16 protein-coding genes are annotated in these 18,390 nt (G+C 46.8%); 4 read left to right on the top strand and 12 right to left on the bottom strand.

The genetic code is table 11. The features are described 5' to 3' along the window. Positions 1-127 precede the first annotated feature (127 nt). The 4 genes from QUB70_RS26715 to metK all read right to left on the bottom strand — a co-directional run bounded on the left by QUB70_RS26715 (position 128) and on the right by metK (position 5,594). Entirely contained in the window at positions 128-457 is a 330-nt protein-coding gene (locus QUB70_RS26715) for a hypothetical protein (protein WP_332984512.1), read from the bottom strand. Between the two features lie 54 nt (positions 458-511). After that, positions 512-2,461 (bottom strand): HEAT repeat domain-containing protein, encoded by a 1,950-nt coding sequence (locus QUB70_RS26710; RefSeq protein ID WP_332984511.1) that lies wholly within the window; start codon positions 2,459-2,461, stop codon positions 512-514. Between the two features lie 461 nt (positions 2,462-2,922). After that, the gene (locus QUB70_RS26705; protein ID WP_332984510.1) at positions 2,923-4,095 is read right to left on the bottom strand and encodes a glycoside hydrolase family 10 protein; all 1,173 of its coding nucleotides are present in this window, start codon (positions 4,093-4,095) and stop codon (positions 2,923-2,925) included. A 236-nt stretch (positions 4,096-4,331) separates the two neighbouring features. Beyond that, a complete protein-coding gene (metK, locus tag QUB70_RS26700) occupies positions 4,332-5,594 on the bottom strand; it encodes a methionine adenosyltransferase (RefSeq protein WP_332984509.1) in 1,263 nt (420 codons plus the stop codon). 302 nt (positions 5,595-5,896) lie between these two features. On the opposite strand from metK, the gene QUB70_RS26695 reads away from it, so the two are divergent. Continuing rightward, a complete protein-coding gene (locus QUB70_RS26695; RefSeq protein ID WP_332984508.1) occupies positions 5,897-7,621 on the top strand; it encodes an AAA-like domain-containing protein in 1,725 nt (574 codons plus the stop codon). Between the two features lie 92 nt (positions 7,622-7,713). Here QUB70_RS26695 and QUB70_RS26690 read toward each other — a convergent pair whose 3' ends face one another. After that, positions 7,714-8,061 (bottom strand): rhodanese-like domain-containing protein, encoded by a 348-nt coding sequence (locus QUB70_RS26690; RefSeq protein WP_332984507.1) that lies wholly within the window; start codon positions 8,059-8,061, stop codon positions 7,714-7,716. A gap of 222 nt (positions 8,062-8,283) precedes the next feature. After that, positions 8,284-8,715, bottom strand: coding sequence for a hypothetical protein (locus QUB70_RS26685; RefSeq protein ID WP_332984506.1), 432 nt, complete (start codon positions 8,713-8,715; stop codon positions 8,284-8,286). Between the two features lie 46 nt (positions 8,716-8,761). Between QUB70_RS26685 and QUB70_RS26680 the strand changes: the two genes are divergently transcribed. After that, positions 8,762-9,067: a hypothetical protein gene (locus QUB70_RS26680; RefSeq protein WP_332984504.1), complete on the top strand. Its 306-nt coding sequence runs from the start codon at positions 8,762-8,764 to the stop codon at positions 9,065-9,067. A gap of 43 nt (positions 9,068-9,110) precedes the next feature. After that, positions 9,111-9,719 carry a 30S ribosomal protein S4 gene (rpsD, locus tag QUB70_RS26675; RefSeq protein ID WP_193975783.1) on the top strand — a complete coding sequence of 203 codons (609 nt, stop codon included), beginning with the start codon at positions 9,111-9,113 and terminating at the stop codon, positions 9,717-9,719. A 501-nt stretch (positions 9,720-10,220) separates the two neighbouring features. Here the strand turns inward: rpsD and QUB70_RS26670 are convergent. From QUB70_RS26670 to QUB70_RS26645, 6 genes are all read right to left on the bottom strand, one after another. Next, entirely contained in the window at positions 10,221-11,423 is a 1,203-nt protein-coding gene (locus QUB70_RS26670) for a catalase (RefSeq protein ID WP_332984503.1), read from the bottom strand. 327 nt (positions 11,424-11,750) lie between these two features. Beyond that, a complete protein-coding gene (locus QUB70_RS26665) occupies positions 11,751-13,415 on the bottom strand; it encodes a peroxidase family protein (RefSeq protein WP_332984501.1) in 1,665 nt (554 codons plus the stop codon). Between the two features lie 84 nt (positions 13,416-13,499). After that, the gene (locus QUB70_RS26660) at positions 13,500-14,645 is read right to left on the bottom strand and encodes a DUF2235 domain-containing protein (protein WP_332984499.1); all 1,146 of its coding nucleotides are present in this window, start codon (positions 14,643-14,645) and stop codon (positions 13,500-13,502) included. Positions 14,646-14,789: 144 nt separating this feature from the next. Beyond that, complete coding sequence (locus QUB70_RS26655; protein WP_442927834.1) at positions 14,790-15,029, bottom strand: diguanylate cyclase domain-containing protein; 240 nt, start codon at positions 15,027-15,029, stop codon at positions 14,790-14,792. Positions 15,030-15,407: 378 nt separating this feature from the next. Next, on the bottom strand, positions 15,408-16,904 hold the full coding sequence (locus tag QUB70_RS26650) for an MFS transporter (protein WP_332984498.1): 1,497 nt from the start codon (positions 16,902-16,904) through the stop codon (positions 15,408-15,410). A gap of 301 nt (positions 16,905-17,205) precedes the next feature. Further along, positions 17,206-17,634, bottom strand: a complete 429-nt coding sequence (locus QUB70_RS26645) for an STAS domain-containing protein (RefSeq protein ID WP_332984496.1) — start codon at positions 17,632-17,634, stop codon at positions 17,206-17,208. 444 nt (positions 17,635-18,078) lie between these two features. Between QUB70_RS26645 and QUB70_RS26640 the strand changes: the two genes are divergently transcribed. Next, positions 18,079-18,390 (top strand): cobalt-precorrin-5B (C(1))-methyltransferase (locus QUB70_RS26640; RefSeq protein ID WP_332984495.1); only part of this gene is annotated, 312 nt, incomplete at its 3' end.

Raw genomic sequence — 18,390 nt, 5'->3', positions numbered from 1 at the left:
CATGTTGTGGCTTGTATCCCGCTTGCGTTAGTCGGACAGTCTACAAGCCCCTGCCTTTAGGCATGGGGTTCATGACTCTTGTCGAGTCACAGGAGAAACTTAAATTCGGTTGATGTCTAATAGATAATTAGCCTCTCGATCGCTGTTGCCAAATTACTTTTTCGACTCGTAAAAGTCTGTAGCAGGCAAAAAATAAAAATTCATCCCAGCAGTGAATTATTCCCGCATAGAATGTTACAGGCAGAAAATTCTGTCTGATGTGTTTTGCCTGTGAACTCCCCAAAGCTGATATTGTCTGTTGACAATGCACCCGATTCCTCAGCTTTGGGGTTTTGCTGCCAGCAATGCGACGATTGCTTGACGGTTTTTGTTGAGCATCCGACGACTTCATAGCACAGAATGTCACCAATGCAGGAGCCGATCGAACTTTTGCACCCCGGCGATCGACTTTTGGCATCGCTGCCCCGCTTTCGACAAGTCTGAGGCGAAGTCGTGCTAGTTGAGTATAACTTTAGGACTTACGAAAAGAAACCGAGTTCCTGGGAGTCAACTGTTGGCAATTGCGATCTCTGTCCGTGGCGGTAGTCAATTCGATCTCTGCTGCTAACTTGCCATTTCTACCCAAAGCTTCATCAGCCAATTCGACAATCCAGCGATTCGGCCGGGCTTGGGGTCTGGCGGCGAGCACCAAGGCCCAAGCTTCCCGTTCTTTTCCCCGGCCCAAAACCGCAGCACAAACAGTCAAAGCTGCTGCCGTTGAACGGCTGATGCCGCTTTGGCCGAGAACGAGAAGCTTGCCCGGGCGCGCCGACATTTTGAGGGCGAAATCAATAATTTGGAGTACATCATCAAGTGCAGGCAAAACCCGATCGGGGTCGTCAACGGGGGTGTCTAGGTCGTTAAACTCCAACAGCAGTCGGTTCGGGACTTTGTGAAAGATTTTGGGTTCGGGTACGCCGGGACTGCCGATCGAGATCAGGTATTTGAGCTCGCGCCCCGCAGTCCGAGCGACAATGTATTCGCTGGCTTCTGCTTCCGAAGCAATGAGGATTTTCGGCAGTTTTTCAACCGATAAATCTGCGGAAGCTGAGGGATCTAAATCAACGGTTTCTGCCTCAGTGCTGGCATCCGGCAAGTATTGGGCAGCCAGCGCGCGAACGTCAGCAAATTCGCGGTTTAAAGCTGCTTCCAAAGCCAAAAGACCAGCAGGAGAGCCAATTTGAGCGAGGGATTTAACAGCCTTTTGGCGCACTCCAGAGGTTTCGTCCCCCAGCAGCCGCACCAAACCTGCTACAGCTTCCTCTGTCCCTATTTGCCCCAAAGCATCAGCAACTCTCCACCGGACATAAGATTCGCTGTCGCCGATTGCGATCGCCAGTCCCGCTGTCGCCATTTTTTGCAAGTTAGCATCTCCGGCTGTATTGATGTTCCCGAGGGCAACCGCCGCCCTGCCGCGCACGAAAATGTCTCGATCCGAGAGCGATCGCATTACCGCCACCGCAGCCACCTCGCTGCTGATTTCCCCCAAGGCAGAAACTGCACAGCCGCGCACGTCTGAGTCATCGTGGTTGAGGGCTTGCAGCAAACCCGCCACAGCCTTTTCCGTGCCGATTTGTCCCAAGGCCTCGGCGGCCCTCAAAGAAACTGCATGGGAGTCAGGATCGTGCAGCAATTCTACTAAGCGGGGTACTGCCGATCGAGCGCCGATTTTCCCCAAAGCCGCGGCAGCCCTAGCGCGCACGATCTGATTTTCGTCTCTGAGGGCGTTCATCAGCCCGGGAACTACCCCAGAGACGCCGATTTTCCCGCAGTTGACGGCCGCCCGCCAGCGCACCTCGGAGTCTTGGTGTTTGAGGGCTTTGAGCAGTGGGGGGACGGCTGTTTTCGGGTTAATTTTGCCCAAGGCCCAAACAGCCCAGACGCGCACCCCGGAGGTTTTGTGGTTGAGGGCTTTGAGCAGTGCGGAGGCTGCTGGTTTCGAGTCAATTTCTCCTAGTGCCCAAGCCGCCCAAGCTTGCACTTGGGAATCTTCCGATTCGAGCGATCGGGCTAATTCAATTACTGCCGCTTCGGAACCAATTTTCCCGATCGCCCGAATGCAATGGAGGCGCACTGCACTTTGTTTGTGGTTCAATGCTTTGACTAGCATCGGGATTGCCACATCGGAACTTGTTAGTGCCAGCAGTTGAATTTTCAGCTTGGGCGAAGTTTTGATTTTTCCGATTAATCTTAGTGTGGCTTTTTGAAATTCTGGCTTTACCGTTCCTGCTAGCTTCGAGCCGAGTTTTAAATTAACTTTTAGGGCTAATTTTACTGCGTGCAAAGCCAGACTTTTCTGTTCTACTTGCGGCAAAATTTCTGCCAAGGTGTGCATCCCTTGTTTTTGTTTCAAATATTTTTGGTTAAATTGAGCATCGCTGAGCTCTGGTAGCTGTTGGATGAGGGTTGCTGCTGAGTCCATTGATTTATCCTAATATTTTGGCGGTCGCTGGAGATTGCTCTTTAAAACTCGCTGTCTTAAAAAAATACGGCGGCGCCTACAACACTCAACTGCTCAAAAAAAGTTGCACCATTTATAAAATATGTCCGATTCCACTATTTTTGCAACTCCCAATGATTAATTATCTGTTTTTTTTGGGCGATCGGCTTGACAATTAGTAGCGCTGGCTGGTTGGCATCGCTGGGTTTTTATATAGCCTAACTCTGCTATATCATTTTATACTCACATCTTGCACCATTGTCAGCAACAGGCTTTCCGGCCTGTGAAGCGAGAAAATTGACTATTTGTGGAACAGGCATCTTGCCTGTTCGTAAAGCTTATTGAGAATGGTGCAACATCTTATTTTATACCAACTTGGTTTGAAATAGCGATCGGCTCTGTTGAACTGAGCGAACCGAAAACAGCTTGATTCCGGGAAAGTGTCAACGAGCGTAGGGCCCATTTTTCAAAACCTCAGCCAAAGCGTTACCGTTATCTCGCAAACCTTCGTAAAAAAACATCACTTCTCCTTGAATGCCGCGAGAGCGGTTGCAAGCAATTACTTGCAACAACAGCTCGGGAGTCATGCTATAATTGCTGCCTCGATTCGCCAACAAAATACCGGGCGACACGCAGTGCACTTGCTCGCTGCGGATCTGTTCCCCAATCAGTCGATCGACCAATTGTTTGTAAGCCTTAAAATCCCGGCGGTAAAACTGCGGGTGAAGCATATCGACCAACTTTTTGTCAACCCAAGCTTGAGAATCTTGCAAATATTCCACAAGTCCCCATTCATAAGGACTCGGCGACATCGACAGCAACAAATCAGGATTAATCGCTTTCAATTCTCGGTGCAAACGAGCCACAAACTCAGTAATAATATCAGCGCGCCAGTGCAGCCAATGTCGCTCTTTACAATGCTGAGGCGGTTCTCTACCGCACTCTTCTCGATAGCGTTTAACCGTTTTTTCGTCATAACCGCCTTCTACCGGAAGCGCAATGCGATCGTCTCCTTGAACGCCATTTACCGGATAATTCTTAGCAACTTCCAGCATCAACCCCAGCAAAAAGTCTTGCACTTCTGCATCTAGAGAATTCATCCATTCAAAGTTATTTTTCTTAAGTAAATTGCCACTGCAATCGCGCGCCGCCCACTCAGGTTTTTTCGCAAGCAAATGACCGCCGTTGAGATTGTAAGAACTCACAAATCCGTATTCAAACCAAGGAATAACTTTGAGGCCGACTCTATTGGCCTCAACAATTAATTCCGCTAAAGGGTCGCGTCCTTGATAGCGCGAGTCAATTTCCACCCCAAATTGTTCGCGCATAATTTGAGAAGGATAAGCCGTAAAACCCCGGTTCCAAACTACAGGAAAAACAGTATTAAATCCCGTATCGGCGAGAAAGTCCATTGCGTCAGCAATCCGCTGTTTTGAGGTAAGAACTTTGCAGTCAGTGCTGGGTATCCAAACGCCGCGAATTCCCTGATTGCGAGGCTCAAAGGTCGTTGGAACCGTTATTTTATTATTTTTTGCGTCAACTAAAACCGCAAACTGCTGTTTTAATAAAGATTTGAAACTGCGAATCGCTGACTGGAATGGCTCTAAAAATGGCATTTAGTCTAGTGATTTACAAGATTTTGTACGATTTTTTCTAACTGACATTAAGTATTAATATTAGCAACGGGCTAGAAGCCCGTTCCACAATTAATAAATTTTCTTGTGGGCCCTTAGCAACGGGCTAGAAGCCCGTTCCACAAACAATAAAATTTCTTGTGGGGTGGGCTTCTAGCCCGCCCCTGAAATTTTACTGGCCCGCCCCTGAAATTTTACTGGCCCGCGCTGAAATTTTACTATCCAGCTACTCCAGACAACTTCTGGCTCAAAGCTTCTTTCAAGAGTTCGGCCTTATCAGTTTGCTCCCAAGGCAAGTCTAAATCAGTGCGTCCGAAGTGACCGTAAGCCGCCACATCTTGATAGAAACGGCCGCCTCTTTCAGCAGGCAAATTCTGCAAGTTAAATGCCTGAATGATGCCCGCAGGACGCAGTTCAAAATGCTGCTTCACAACTTCCAAGAGGCGATCGTCATCAACTTTCCCAGTGCCAAAAGTTTCGATCATCATGCTGACAGGCCGCGCAACGCCGATCGCATAACTCAACTGCACTTCACACTTTTCGGCCAAACCAGCAGCCACGATATTTTTAGCAACATAGCGACAAGCGTAAGCCGCGCTGCGGTCTACCTTGGTGGGGTCTTTCCCAGAAAAAGCGCCGCCGCCGTGGCGGGAATAGCCGCCGTAGGTATCCACAATAATTTTGCGCCCTGTCAAACCCGAATCTCCTTGAGGCCCGCCGACCACAAATTTGCCGGTTGGGTTGACAAGGAAGCGAGTTTGTGAGTCAGGCTGCACGTAAATATCGGCAAACACGGGTTGGACGACAGCAGTCCAAAGGTCTGCTTTAATCTTGGCTTGAACTGCGGCAGTTTCTGCGATGTCGCCGATCGTTTCAGTATGCTGCGTAGAAATTAAAATCGTATCGATGCCAACAGGTTTGCCGTCCTCGTAAATTACCGTAACTTGGCTTTTGCCGTCGGGACGCAGGTAAGGCAATTGACCGGTTTTGCGGACTGCGGCTAGTTGACGGCAAATCCGGTGCGCCAGACTGATAGGCAAAGGCATCATTTCCGGCGTTTCGTTGCAAGCAAAACCAAACATCAAGCCTTGGTCGCCAGCGCCAATGGCGTCTAATTCCTCTTCACTAGATTGTTCCCGGCTTTCGTGGGCTGTATTCACCCCTTGAGCAATATCGGGAGACTGAGAGTCAAGAGCCACCAACACCGAGCAGCTATTGGCAGAAAAGCCGTTGTCAGCGTGGATGTAGCCAATATCGGCTATTTTTTTCCGAGCTAATTCTATGTAATTTACCTGAGCTTTCGTGGTAATTTCGCCCGTCAGCAGCATTAAGCCGGTGTTGACGACAACTTCGGCTGCGACGCGGCTTTTGGGGTCTTCAGTCAGTAAGGCATCTAAAATCGTATCTGAAATTTGATCGCAGATTTTATCGGGATGGCCTTCAGTAACAGATTCAGAGGTAAACAGGTAGCGACGTGACAATGATTATTTCTCCTTTGATTGGGGCTCTTCCTGCGCGACATCGGCGACAGACGACGGATTTTTCAGGTAGAGGCGCAGAATCATCGCGTCTCGGTCGCCGTCGAATTTTTGTCGGTCTGTAGAGCCGTGTTGAAGCAGGGTTTGAGATTGGGTAAAGTGACACTACTATAGCAAAGTGAGTTCCGGGAAGTCCCTAAAAACTTAGATTTTTTAGGATTGTCGATCGATCTCGGACACCGCTGGTCTAGCTCCTAAACTGACAAAGGTAAGATACAGTCAGGGTATCGCCTTGTGCAAGGACTATGGCAGGACTCCAAAAATCACCAAACTCGATCCAAACAGTTGCCGACCTAGAATTTCCCGGCGGCCCCATACCGCTTGACTCTCGATTTTATATCGATCGCTCAGACGCCGAAGCCCTGGCCTGTGCAGAAATTAGCAAACCCGGAGGTCTTGTTCGCATTAAAGCTCCCAAAAAAATGGGCAAAAGTTCTCTGATGCTGCGGATAATTGACGCGGCAGTCGATCGCGGATACCGCACAGTAACTGTAGACTTTCAGCAAGCCGACGCAGCGGTTTTTGCTAGTTTAGATAAATTTTTGCGCTGGCTTTGTGTCAATGTCGCTCGGCAACTCAAACTCGAACCAAATATTGATGAATTCTGGGATGAAGATATGGGCAGCAAGGTAAGCTGCACTATTTACTTTGAAAACTATTTGCTCGCACAAATTGACAGTCCTATTGTCTTGGTGCTCAACGAAATAAATCGAGTATTTGAACGTACCAATATAGCTCCAGATTTTTTGTCGGTCATCCGTTTTTGGTACGAACAAGCTCGCGCTAGCAAAATTTGGGAAAAACTCCGCACCGTTGTCATTCATTCGACAGAAAATTATATTGCTTTGAATGTCAATCAATCTCCCTTTAATGTAGGAATGCCGATTAAACTCTCAGAATTTACTGCTGAACAAGTTCAAGATTTGGCGTGCAGACACGGACTGAACTGGAGCGATCGCGATCCGATAGAGCAATTAACGAACATGGTAGGCGGGCATCCTTATTTAGTGCATTTAGCGCTGTATCACCTGGCAATTTTGCTGCAAAATCGCCTGTCGGGCGATCGGGATGAGCCTGGGGAGGAACTGGGGCGAGCCGAGTTGGCAGAACTGTTAACAACAGCTCCTACTTACAGCGGAATTTATAGCGACTACTTGCAAAATCAGTCGATCGCCATTCAACAGCAGCCCGAACTCGCTTCCGCATTCCAACAAGTTGTCGATGCTAAAAATAGCATTCATCTCGAACCTTTGATGGCTTATCAGTTAGAGAGCATGGGACTGGTCAAATTAGAGGGAAATAACTGTAGTTTGTCTTGCGAATTATATCGCCTGTATTTTCAAGAGCAAAATTTGTGCCAGGACAAGTTGTCGGTGGTTCGTTTTGAGGAGTTGCAGCAAGAAAATCAAAGGCTGCAAGCTTTGGTGAATGTAGACCAACTTACTCAAATTGGCAACAGACGGCATTTTGATAGTTGCTTGCGAACCGAATGGGAACACATGGCTCGCGAGGGTTCTCCGATATCTTTAATTTTGTGCGACCTCGATTATTTCAAAATATATAATGATACCTACGGACATCAAGCAGGAGATGATTGTTTGCGATCGGTAGCTCAGACAATTCGCCGATCGCTCCAGCGTCCTGCTGATGTAGCTGCTCGCTACGGGGGCGAGGAATTTGCTGTGATTTTACCTGAAACTGATGCGTCAGTGGCTCTGGTTGTTGCCGAACAAATTAGAGCGAAAGTGAAAGCTTTGAATATAGTTTTCAACCCAGAGAGTGTTGACGGTCTACCTAATTCTGTGCTAACCATTAGTTTGGGAATTGCCAGCGTTGTTCCGAGCGAGGAAAATGATGCGACAACGCTGCTACTGGCCGCTGATGAGGCTCTTTATGACTCGAAAAGGCAGGGGCGCGATCGGCTCACTGTGAGTACGCTTTTAAATTTTCGATTGGCTGCTGTTAATTAGGTAATTCCGGGGAAATATAATTCGTTTCTACACATACAAAGTCCGCCCGCGCGGACTCTGAATCAAACGATAGTTAAGAACTGGATTTGATGTTAATAGCGGGGGACGGTTCGATCGACCACCATTGAGTAAGCATCGATACCGCCAACGATATTTTTAACGTTAGTAAATCCTTGAGTGGCTAACCAGTGGCACATTTGAGCCGATCGCACTCCGTGGTGACACAGAACGAGGGTTTCTGTGTCGCGATCGAGTCGATCGTCAATTTCACCACACCATTCAGCAAACTCGCTCAGCGGAAAAGCTGCAAATCCCGGCAGCGCCGCGAGTTCAATTTCGTAAGGTTCCCGCACGTCCACAAGCTGCAATTTCTCAGCATTGGTTTCTGCTAATTGGCGACCTAATTCTTCGACTGTAATTTCAGCAAAAATTTCTGACATTTGATTAGAAGGAAGAAGGAAGAAGGAAGAAGGAAGAAGGAAGAGGGAAGAATTACCAATTACCAATTACCAACAGGCCTGGACGCATTATAACGGTGTAGCAAGGCTTTGAGATTGCGACACACAGTGAACAATGACAGAAATACCTTACTTTTGCGTCCAGGAATGACAAATTACCAATTACCAATTACCCATTCCCAATTCCCAATTACCCATAACTAATTAATTGAGGGGCGAAGGCGGTGAAATTAGCTCCACAGGAGGCGTAGGTGCAGGACGCCCGTCCAACTGGCTCACGCTGTCCCTCGGGTCAAGACAAGTGGCGATTAACCTGTCAGTGGGAAAGTCAAGCCTGCCGCTCAAGCCGACTACGCATTCAGCAAACTGTTGTGGCAATAAACTGCGGCGGCACCCATCGAGCACTAACAGCGGAGCCGCAGGTTGAGTTCGACTTTTGCCGTTAATATTCACTACGCAATTCGCCAATTCGGCGGGACGCCTCACCCGCCGACAGCTAGAGAGCGCTTCGACACCCGAAATATTGGTTTTGCGGTTGATTTGGAGGGCGCATTTAGATATGTCGCGGGGGTGGAGCGCGTCAGCACAAGCGGCGGCTGCCGCCTCGGCCCCCACTCCGGCTTCGATTAGTTCCACAGCGCAGACGCGATAGTGATTCCTAGAGCGAGGGAATCTAATCGTGATGGCTGATGCTGGTGAGATTGGCACTGCTGTGGCTAACAAACCGAGTGCTGCTAGCTGCGTGCCGAGAGCCAAGATCCAGCGCGCGGTAGGGCTTGAGCCTGTCGGTGCTGGCTTTGGGGAAGAAGTGCGGGAGAAATTGCGGTTGTGCATGGCAGATCGAGTAGTGAGTTTTTTTGGCGGATTGGGGCGATCGAGCGATCGGCTTTTACTTCAGAATTTACCGCACATTATGGATCGCGCTGCGGTCGATCGTTTTTTTATCGATCTTTGTTGGAATTTTGACCGTTACAAACATATAATATAGAGTCTGCATAAATATTGCATACAGAGATTAGAGAGGAAAATAAATGTCTCGATATCGAGGCCCCCGATTGAGAATCGTCCGTCGCCTGAAAGAGTTGCCGGGTCTAACCCGCAAAACCCCCAGACGAGACTATCCGCCCGGACAGCACGGTCAAAACCGCAAAAAGCTCTCTGAGTACGCGGTTCGCTTGCAAGAAAAGCAAAAACTCCGTTTCAATTACGGTGTGACGGAACGCCAACTTCTCCGTTACGTCCGCAAAGCCCGCCGTGTCACGGGCTCCACAGGTCAAGTGTTACTGCAATTTTTGGAAATGCGCTTGGACAATACTGTGTTTCGGATGGGAATGGCTCCAACCATTCCGTCCGCTAGACAATTGGTAAATCACGGTCACATAACAGTCAACGATCGTGAAGTCAATATCGCCAGCTATCAGTGCAAGCCTGGTGATGTAGTTGCTGTGAAAAATAGAGAGCGATCGCGCACAATGGTAGAAGCTAATCTCAAAGACCCAGGCTTGGCTCACTTGCCGAATCACTTGGAATTTGATAAGCAAAAACTAATTGGCAAAGTTAACGGCGTTATCGAACGCGAGTGGATTGCTCTACAGATTAACGAACTGCTAGTGGTGGAATACTACTCGCGTCAAGCCTAAGTTATTAGTCATCCGTGGCTGGTCATTAGTCATCAGTTGGTTGCTAGCAGAATAATTAATAATTGGGTGCGAACCCAGTTATTGATTGAGTGCTACTGAATAATGAGGACTAAGGACTGAGCACTAAAAATTAATAATTTTCAACACTCCCACCCCCCTAAAAAGGGATGGGATTTTTTGAAGGTTTGGCTTGTTAATATCGTTTCCGGTTGGATGGGAATGATCGAGTCAATGTCAATAATCTTATATCTTGCACCATTTTCAATAAGCTTTTATGGACGGGCAGGATGCCCATCCCACAATCAAATTCATTCTTTGTGGAACAGGCATCTTGCCTGTTCTTGAAAATGGTGCAATATATGAGTAATTCCACCTTCCGCCACTCCCTACTCACCATCATAAGGAGTGTAACCGGAATTGATATAACTTCTTTGAGTTGCCATTTGCTCAGACGACACCTGCCTGATGGCATTAAATGATGTCCGACCCCAAATTATTCCCTTAAAATGTTTCTTCTCCGGTTGGTTCTTGGTGGACAAGACCTCGCTTTTGAAGGCGATAATTCGCTACAACGGGGTAAACAACACCGCGTATCCGATTGATCGCACCTACTGGACGATGAACTGCTAAGCCGTTCCAGGGAGAATATCTCAGGTTTTCGTTGAAATCAGATTGTTTTTCATAATCAATAATCTGATGCTTGACGGTGAGACGACCTACTCTTAAGAAGGGTGATTCTTTTTCCTTCCAGACATTGATGCCATCGTCGATCGGCATTTTGAGGCTGGTTTGGAACTGAATGCCAAAATCCCACCAGTATTGGGCATCAGGTTTCGCCAAGGCTTGAATTAGATCGTCCCGGTAATAATTGTCTGGTTGATTGGGATCTAAACGCAAGGCTTTAGCGCGATCGACAAAGGGAATTTTAGGAATTCCCGGTCGAGATTGTTCTGGAATTATCTCGTGCGGTGGTTTGCATGAAACCGGAGTAAACCCATACTTAATTACAGCAGGATATTCGACAGGAACTAGACCGGGCTGGGAAGGATCGAAATCGGGATTGAGACCCAAAGCAGAGGGTGAACCGCTCCAATATTTGGCTGTTAGCAAACTCTTAGGAGTCCGGCTACCCGTAAGCGTCGAGACTGCTAAAAAGTGTCTGGGATGTCGAATTAGCCACTTTTTCAATGTCTCTGGTGATTCAACCAGAGCAGAAAAAAAGCCGTAGTAATCTTTGATGGTTTGGCTCACAAATATCTCTGAATTGTGAACAATAATGTCCTGGGTTTTTGACTCGTGGCTTTGCGCCAGTCGTTCCCCTTCCACCCCCATCACTTTCAGTGATATTGAGCGCGAATCTTTTTGGTAATCAGGGTATACTTTGGTAGCCCCGTTAGCAAATCGCAACCAAACAGGATATTCTTTGGGTTTTGCTAGCAAACCTTGCTTAAGGGAAATAGCATTCAGTTGCGAAGAAGTTAACGAAGCGCGTTTGCCCAATTCCCGTTTAATCTCTTCCTCATCAAAGTCAAAAATTTCCAGAGTTCCTTTAACGCAAGCATGAGTTTTGGCGTGAGTATCTCGCAGCGCCCGCTCCTTATCCCCGTAAAGATTATCCATCCGAAGCTTGGCCTGCTCAACCAAAAGATCGTAGTATTTGCGTTCGTCCTGTTCGGGATATTCGGTAAATAACTTCTTGCTCATAAATAACCTTCGGTTAATCGCTAAAAAAGGTTCTACACAAACCGTTGCATCTGTTAAATAGTATAACTGCTGGTGCAATTTCTCCCGAATTGCCGTAGCCGATCGCTTGCGAAAAGATCGCCTTTTTATTCCAATACGGTTTAGTTAAGCCTGATCCCCCCTAGCCCCCCTTAATAAGGGGGGGACAAGAACTTACTCAAAGTCCCCCTTATTAAGGGGGATTTAGGGGGATCTCCGGGGAATAAACAGTTTTAACTAAACCGTATTGCTTTTTATTCCTCATTTTTGAGGGCGCAGATGTCTTTGCGCCCCCAACTAATTTGAGTCTTAGTTGTCAGCTACAACTTCAAGATCGAAGGAGACTTTGTACTTGGGATCGCTTGGAGGAACATTACGATTCACTAAATCAGAGACTGTTTTGGTATTTTGGATAATTTCCCAACCAACCTCAGAAAAAGTTTCCTTATTGAAGACTTTAGGCGATAACAAAGGATTAGTTAAAGCTTGGGAGAAAGCATCAATGCCAATTATCCGTGCTACTAAAGGCGGAATTGCTGAATTTTTCCGCACATCTTCAGCGTACAATCCGACAAATAGTTCAATCTTATCAACATGACCGTACAACTCTTTTAATTTCTGTTGAGCGTATTCGTCACCCGTAATTTGATTGAAATCAGTCACCCTGGGATAACCACACATTTCCCGGTAATCGTTATAACTGGCTAACTGCGCCTGCCGTCCGAGTTTAACAGATGCTAGTTCGGTAGCATCAATAAATGTATAGGGCGTTCCTGCGATCTTAAAATCAGGTGTGTTAAACAGACCAATTCTAGTGCCTGGTTGGGAACAAGTTTCTTCCATCAATGCACCCAACCCTTTATCGATTAACATCTGATTATTCCAGAGGGAATCGTACATGGATTTTTCTTTGCCGTCATAGATAAAGGTTTCAGGAACTGCACTATGCCAGCGATAGACAAAACTAAACTCAATCGCCATCCAATTTTCTCGATACCAACTTTCCTTGGTAAAAGCTTCAGGATCGGCAAAGAACCTAAAATTATAGGGCGTAATGTGGAAAATGTACTCTTCCATAATGATATTGAGAACAATCACCATGAGAATATTTCTCGCGGTTTGGAAGAGCCTCTCATCGTCCCATTCCGGATAGCTTTTGGACAAAACATCACAAATTCGATTATGCTCCCTGATACATAAAGTGTTGAGCATGACATAGCCAACTTGGACGTTTGCCCGTTCAACTCCCATTGCAAATAGCTTGCCTTTCTTTTCGGGGGGTTGTCTTTTTTCATCATTAAGGGGTGCATGAAGACCTTCAAATTGAGGATCGACAATACCCTGCTCAGGATCGGCATAATAAAAGAGTGGATACTCTTCTTCTACGCCATCTTTTCGCTTGAGTTTTTGGGTTTTAAATTTACCGTATTTGAAAGCTCTGAGCATATTTGTTTGTTTGCGGGTCAACCCGTAAACATTACACATATCAATCTGATGGTTGGAGGTATTTTTGAAGCGGTTTTGCTGATCGATCCGGAGAAAACTATCTGTAAACCACTGCACCCAATAGGGAAATAGCAGAGTCGATTTGTCCGAATAAATGGTTTTTCCGTCTCTTTTTTGGAATAAGGTCTTTACTTTGTCCAGTGGTGGTAAATTCCCTTCTTTGTTGAATTCCGGATCGGGAGGTAAATGTCGCCCAGTATAAGTCTTGTCTGTAAGTGAATCCCAAGAGATGTAGCTATCAGTTTTCTTGGGAATATCTGTCCCTGGAATTTTGGGATCTAAGCCCATTAAGCTATAGGGAAGCGGGCGAGTCGGAAGTTTGTAAATGATACTATTGAGAAAAAATTTGTTTAGTTTACGTTTCAGAGGCTCGTAACTTTGAACTAAGTTCCAAATTGGTTTGAAATGAGTCAACGTATATGCTAAAGCTTTGTTGCTCAATCCATCTCTTGATGTATCTCTTGTCATGATTCCTTTTCCTTTCGATTGTTGTAGATTAGGTAGATTACAAAATTTTCTGATGTTCGGTTCTGAGAGTTTGATAAAGTTTTATCATTTTTCTCGATTTTCAATTACTTTGGAGAGAATCTTTTGCAGATTCTTAGGCCGATAGTCTTGGCTTTTTTTCAATCGCTCGATCGCGCTTTCATGAAGATCGTCAAGGGTCTCCCCCACCTCGCGCCACTTGATTCCTGCCAATTTGAAGAACCCAGGATTGTTTTTAAATGGAGCCTTATAATCAGGCTTGATATCCTCAATGGCATCTGGATCGAATTCCAGCTTTAATTCAAAGTCACTGATTTGATCTAACATCCACTTCAAGACAGCATCTGATAACCCGCGGGATTCTGGCGTACCACCGCCGATGCAGGTATGCGCGCCCGGAAACCAAACTTGACGAAGCTTCTGGTTCGGGGCATCAGGATTTTTCTTCATCAGGGTAACATCAAAGACTTCGCGAATTTCGTCGATCGCAACGGCGTGCAACGCATTCTCAATATCCTGATTTAAAGTGGTGTCGTGGAATTTGTACCTTGTTTTGATCTGTTGCTCAAACTTCTTCAAGCCGGGTACAAGAGGAATACCGAGGGCTCCAACGGTGTCGAAACAACCAAGCAAGGTAATCGGGACGCGATCGCCCCGATCTTTGCCGTTTTCTTTGCGGAACCTCTTTGCTTCCTCATCGTTTGGTTTAATGCCTCGGTTACGGTAAAGCTCGTAAGCTTCTGATGCCTTGGTAACATAACGGCGGGATAGGAGACCGGAGCAATAGATCATCCCCGCTAGACTCCTGACTGTATAAGCACCGCGACTGAACCCGAATAGATAGATTTCGTCCCCGCGATCGTAGTTGAAAGAAAGAAAACGATAGGCATCTTGTATATTTTTATCGATTCCCAGCCCAGTGACTCCGCCCACAATCTTGTTACTGTCCACTCCAATTCCCTCGTCATAAAACACGATCTGCGGCACCCCGTCACTGGCTGTCCGTTTCACGGCCTGGGCAAGCCTAACCACATTAGTTGGGCACTGAGTATCTAGTTTGTTCCAAGTTCCATCACAGCAAACGATTAGACGTTTCATTTTTACATTTTCTCCTTGAATCTGAGATTTCGAGCGCTCCATCGAGCGTTGGTAATCAGTTACTTCACATCGCCAATTCCCCTTTTTCTCGTCAGGCGCTCCTCCTAATTTCATCAGGAAAAACTGTATATTCCAGTTTATTTCGCTCGCCGGACAATCTTTAGCTATTGTTTGGCTGCCAAGTAGTCCCCGACCTGCATCTAATTTATTTTACTGCCTTGAATATGTCAATCTCATTTTTTTGACATTTAAGTTTTTCTAAATAAAATTGCGAAATATTAAGTGAGTTACGAACCCTGATAGCGAAGCGATCGCGCCCATGCTGTCATCGTACAATGCTTTGTCTTCATCGGCTACCAGTGTATCTCGTTGAACTTCCAACGCGGGTATGAGTGAGGAAATACCGAAACTGACTGTGACGATTTCCTTCACGTCAGATTGTGCATGGGGAATCGCCAGAGCGTGAATTTCTTGCTGAATATTTTTTGCTACCTTAATTTCTCATTTTAGTTCCAACCCAAATTTAATAGCTGACAAGATTCCTTGCTGTAAACCTTGCTGCAATCCTCGTTGCTCTCGTTCCCTCAAAATTTCTTGCTACCAAGGCGATTCTCGTAAAACAGCCATATCCCACCTCATAATTTGCTGAACTAACCGAGTTTCCAATACAAAGGTAGCAAAAAAAGCTAACAGGTTTTCCAACTCATTTAATGTTCATCAGCACGCAAAAGTTGAACTGCTTGCTGCACTACTGCTTCCTCACCACCGCCTTTGATCGCTGGTACGAAGGGAAGCAAAGATGTTAACTTTTGTTAAAAAACTGTTTGCGCTTCTACTTCCCAAAGTTTAATTACGCGATACTCCTGAGTTGCTCTCTCAACGTACTGTGGGTGTTTCTGAGTTCTCGATCGGTAAAGTTGTGCGAAAATTTCCTAGCCGCCGGTTAAATTTAAAACGTCCAAAAGTGGGGACGATCGACCGCAGCGACTGGCTACGAGGTTCTCGCACCAAAATCAAAGGCACAAGGGCAATCAAGCGAACACTAGCCGAGAGGGCAAACACTGCTCCCAAACTCATGCCGGGAAGTTCGGCAAGAAAGCCGCCGGCGGTAGTTCCCAAAGCCCCAGCTACTCCCGAAACTGCTGCGGCGATCGCAAAATAAGTCGAAGGTTGCTCGATCGGCGCTATTTCCATTTGAATATTGTTAGTACACAGCCCGATCGCCCCTAAAGTCGTTCCCCCCAGCAAGTGCAGCAGCGGCAGCCACACCCACAGGGCAAACGGGTAATTGCCCGTACCCAACCACAGCAAAGGCGTTAGGGCCACCACCAGCCCAACAGCAATTAGCAAAGGGCGATTTCCCCAGCGATCGGCCAACTTGCCCCAAAACAGCAGCAGCAGTAGATTTGCCCCGGAACTCAAGCTGGTGTATATCGTTACTAAACTCACATCCAAACTTAAATTTTTCAGCAGGTAGATATTAAAAAAAGGCGCGCTGAGATTAACTGCAAATGTCCACACGCTGAAGTAAAGAATAAACATTAAGAAATTAGAATCTTTTAGCACAGAAGGCACAAAATCTGTTATTTTATGTGCTTTTTTCTCTGTAAGTCGATCGCTCTTTGCATCTTTTTTGTATAGCTGCGGATTCACATCAACCATGAAGAATTGACACCCCAAACTAATCATTCCCGCCAAAACACCCACCAATAAAACAATACCGTAGCCGAAAATTGGATCGGCGCCCCAAGTTGAGACTCCCAATCCCATCAGCGGCACTCCCAGCAAAGTGATGAGGCTCACAGCACTGTTGCGAAAGCCAAAATAGCGTCCCCGCAAGCGCTGAGGAACCACAGCAGCCATCCAACTGAACCAGCTAGAATTGGCAAAAGCTGCCAGCACGCTAGCTGCTACGACTGTTACCAGCGTCCATTGCAGCAGTTGGTGAGACTCTGCGTGCTGGGAACCCCAAACAATTGCCACCGCCAGCACCAGCCACAGCAGCCGCGACGCGCCGAATACAAATAGGTTGTACCAGTGGCGGCTGGTTGTGCGGTCTGCGATGTAGGCTCCTAATGGTTGCAGGAGATTTACCACCATCGGAATAGCCGAGAATATACCTATTTCCACGCTGCTGGCGCCGAGTTGCAGCAAGAAGTTGCTCAGCAGCACGCCGGTGGTCGCCGACTCGAAGATAGTGGCAAAAACACCGTCTAGAGTTGAGGCTTTCAGGGTTGAGCGAACGTCTTTTTTAGAAAATTTGAGAGCTGTTTTTGGAGATAGAACGAGCTGATATATTTTCTTGTCTAGTATTTCAGGAGTCTGACGAGATAGAGGTTCATTTAACTGTGCAACTGGTTCAACCGCAGTCATAGGATTTTATATTTTATATCGGAGATAAAAAATTTCCCAATCCTGGTTTTGTAAGGATTTGGGGCTTGCTTGCTATTAAATTATTTTTTACGCGCAGGTGTAAATAAAATTTAATCTTTATGCTATAAATTGCTGAGCTAGCCTCTTAAGATAAAACCAGTCGCGCCTTCAAGATGTTAGCTTGAAAGCTAGACTGGCACTTCCGGGTAATTGTTATTAATATAGATGGCAAGCGATCGCTGGGACATCAACCGCTTGGGAGATATAAATTTGCTAATTGTAAAAAAGTAGGTTTTAGGGCTTAACAAGGAAGCGATCGCAGCATTTCGCCTGCCAAAAATTGCTCGAATTCCCCGTCAAATAAGTCGCCCCAAGGGCCAAAACAAATTTCGCGCGAGATCCTCCACTCGGCTCTCAAACGTTTACGGCTAGCTAAATCTATAGAATGAAGGACGATCGACTTGCCGAGTATAGCTGCTAACTCCAGCCCTCGGGCGAGCGCGGCAATTCCCTCTGGGGCGACAGCATCCACTTGCTGCATATCCACGACAACTCCAAGGGCCGCCCTTTCCAAAGCTTGCTCCAAATTAATTTGGAAATCTAACACAGCGATGCCCCCGAGACAGCCCTTGGGTTGCAAAACAACGGTGTTGGATGGGATGGTTTCTGCATCGAGTTGAGCAGTTGAACCTGAAACAACTGACTGGATGAGGGTAGTGGGGGTCTTCATATTTCTTCCCCCAGGGAGGCCCTTACCCTAGCTTTACTCAGCACGCGGTAGATGGGAGGAAAAAGGGTGCAAGGTATGTGGAAGATATCTATAACCATCTTTTTTTTGAACCTGTTTACAGTATTTGTACTTAATTTCTGGAATCAGTTTGTCAGTCCAAGCGCTCGCGATCGAGATTCCGGGTTTTTTGTGAAAATCTCCCGCAGTTGCCCGTAAGATTTCGGAGTCGGTTGTTGCCGATCCTCTACGAGGGCTTCGCTAACGCACCTCAAAAAAAGTGTGGCTTGCTTCAAGGGAACTGGTAGGACAAAATTATTACTTGACAAAATTCACGCTAACTGCTGATAATAGCAAACCCTAGAATTAAGCTTAAATGTTTGAGGGGTATCACTGCTAGTGCGTGATGTCGATCGCCGGCAAATTTACTGATTTTTGCATTCGACCGTGACAAAAACTCAACCTTTATCCGGGTATACACTGCCAGTATTTGCCTGTGCAGCCGCACTTGCAGCTTTGCGGTGCTTGCGTGCAGGTATTCAGTCTGTAGATAGCGTATCAGTAAATTTACTGGAACCGCCAATAACGGCAGAAATTCCGATCGAGCAACTCTCTGTACTCAAAACTAATACGGCTTTAGCCATCACTCGCTCAGATCCGGGGGACAACCTCGATCTGACTCGCAATACCCCCGTTTGGGCATTGGTGGAATTGGGGAGAGGGTGCGAGGGGGAGAATGGGGGAGAGGGGGAGAGGGGG

Origin of the sequence: Microcoleus sp. A003_D6, assembly GCF_036702825.1 — a bacterium.
Lineage (GTDB): Bacteria > Cyanobacteriota > Cyanobacteriia > Cyanobacteriales > Microcoleaceae > Microcoleus.
The sequence above is the reverse complement of the archived record's forward strand: the minus strand, read 5'-3'. Positions and strand labels throughout refer to the sequence as shown.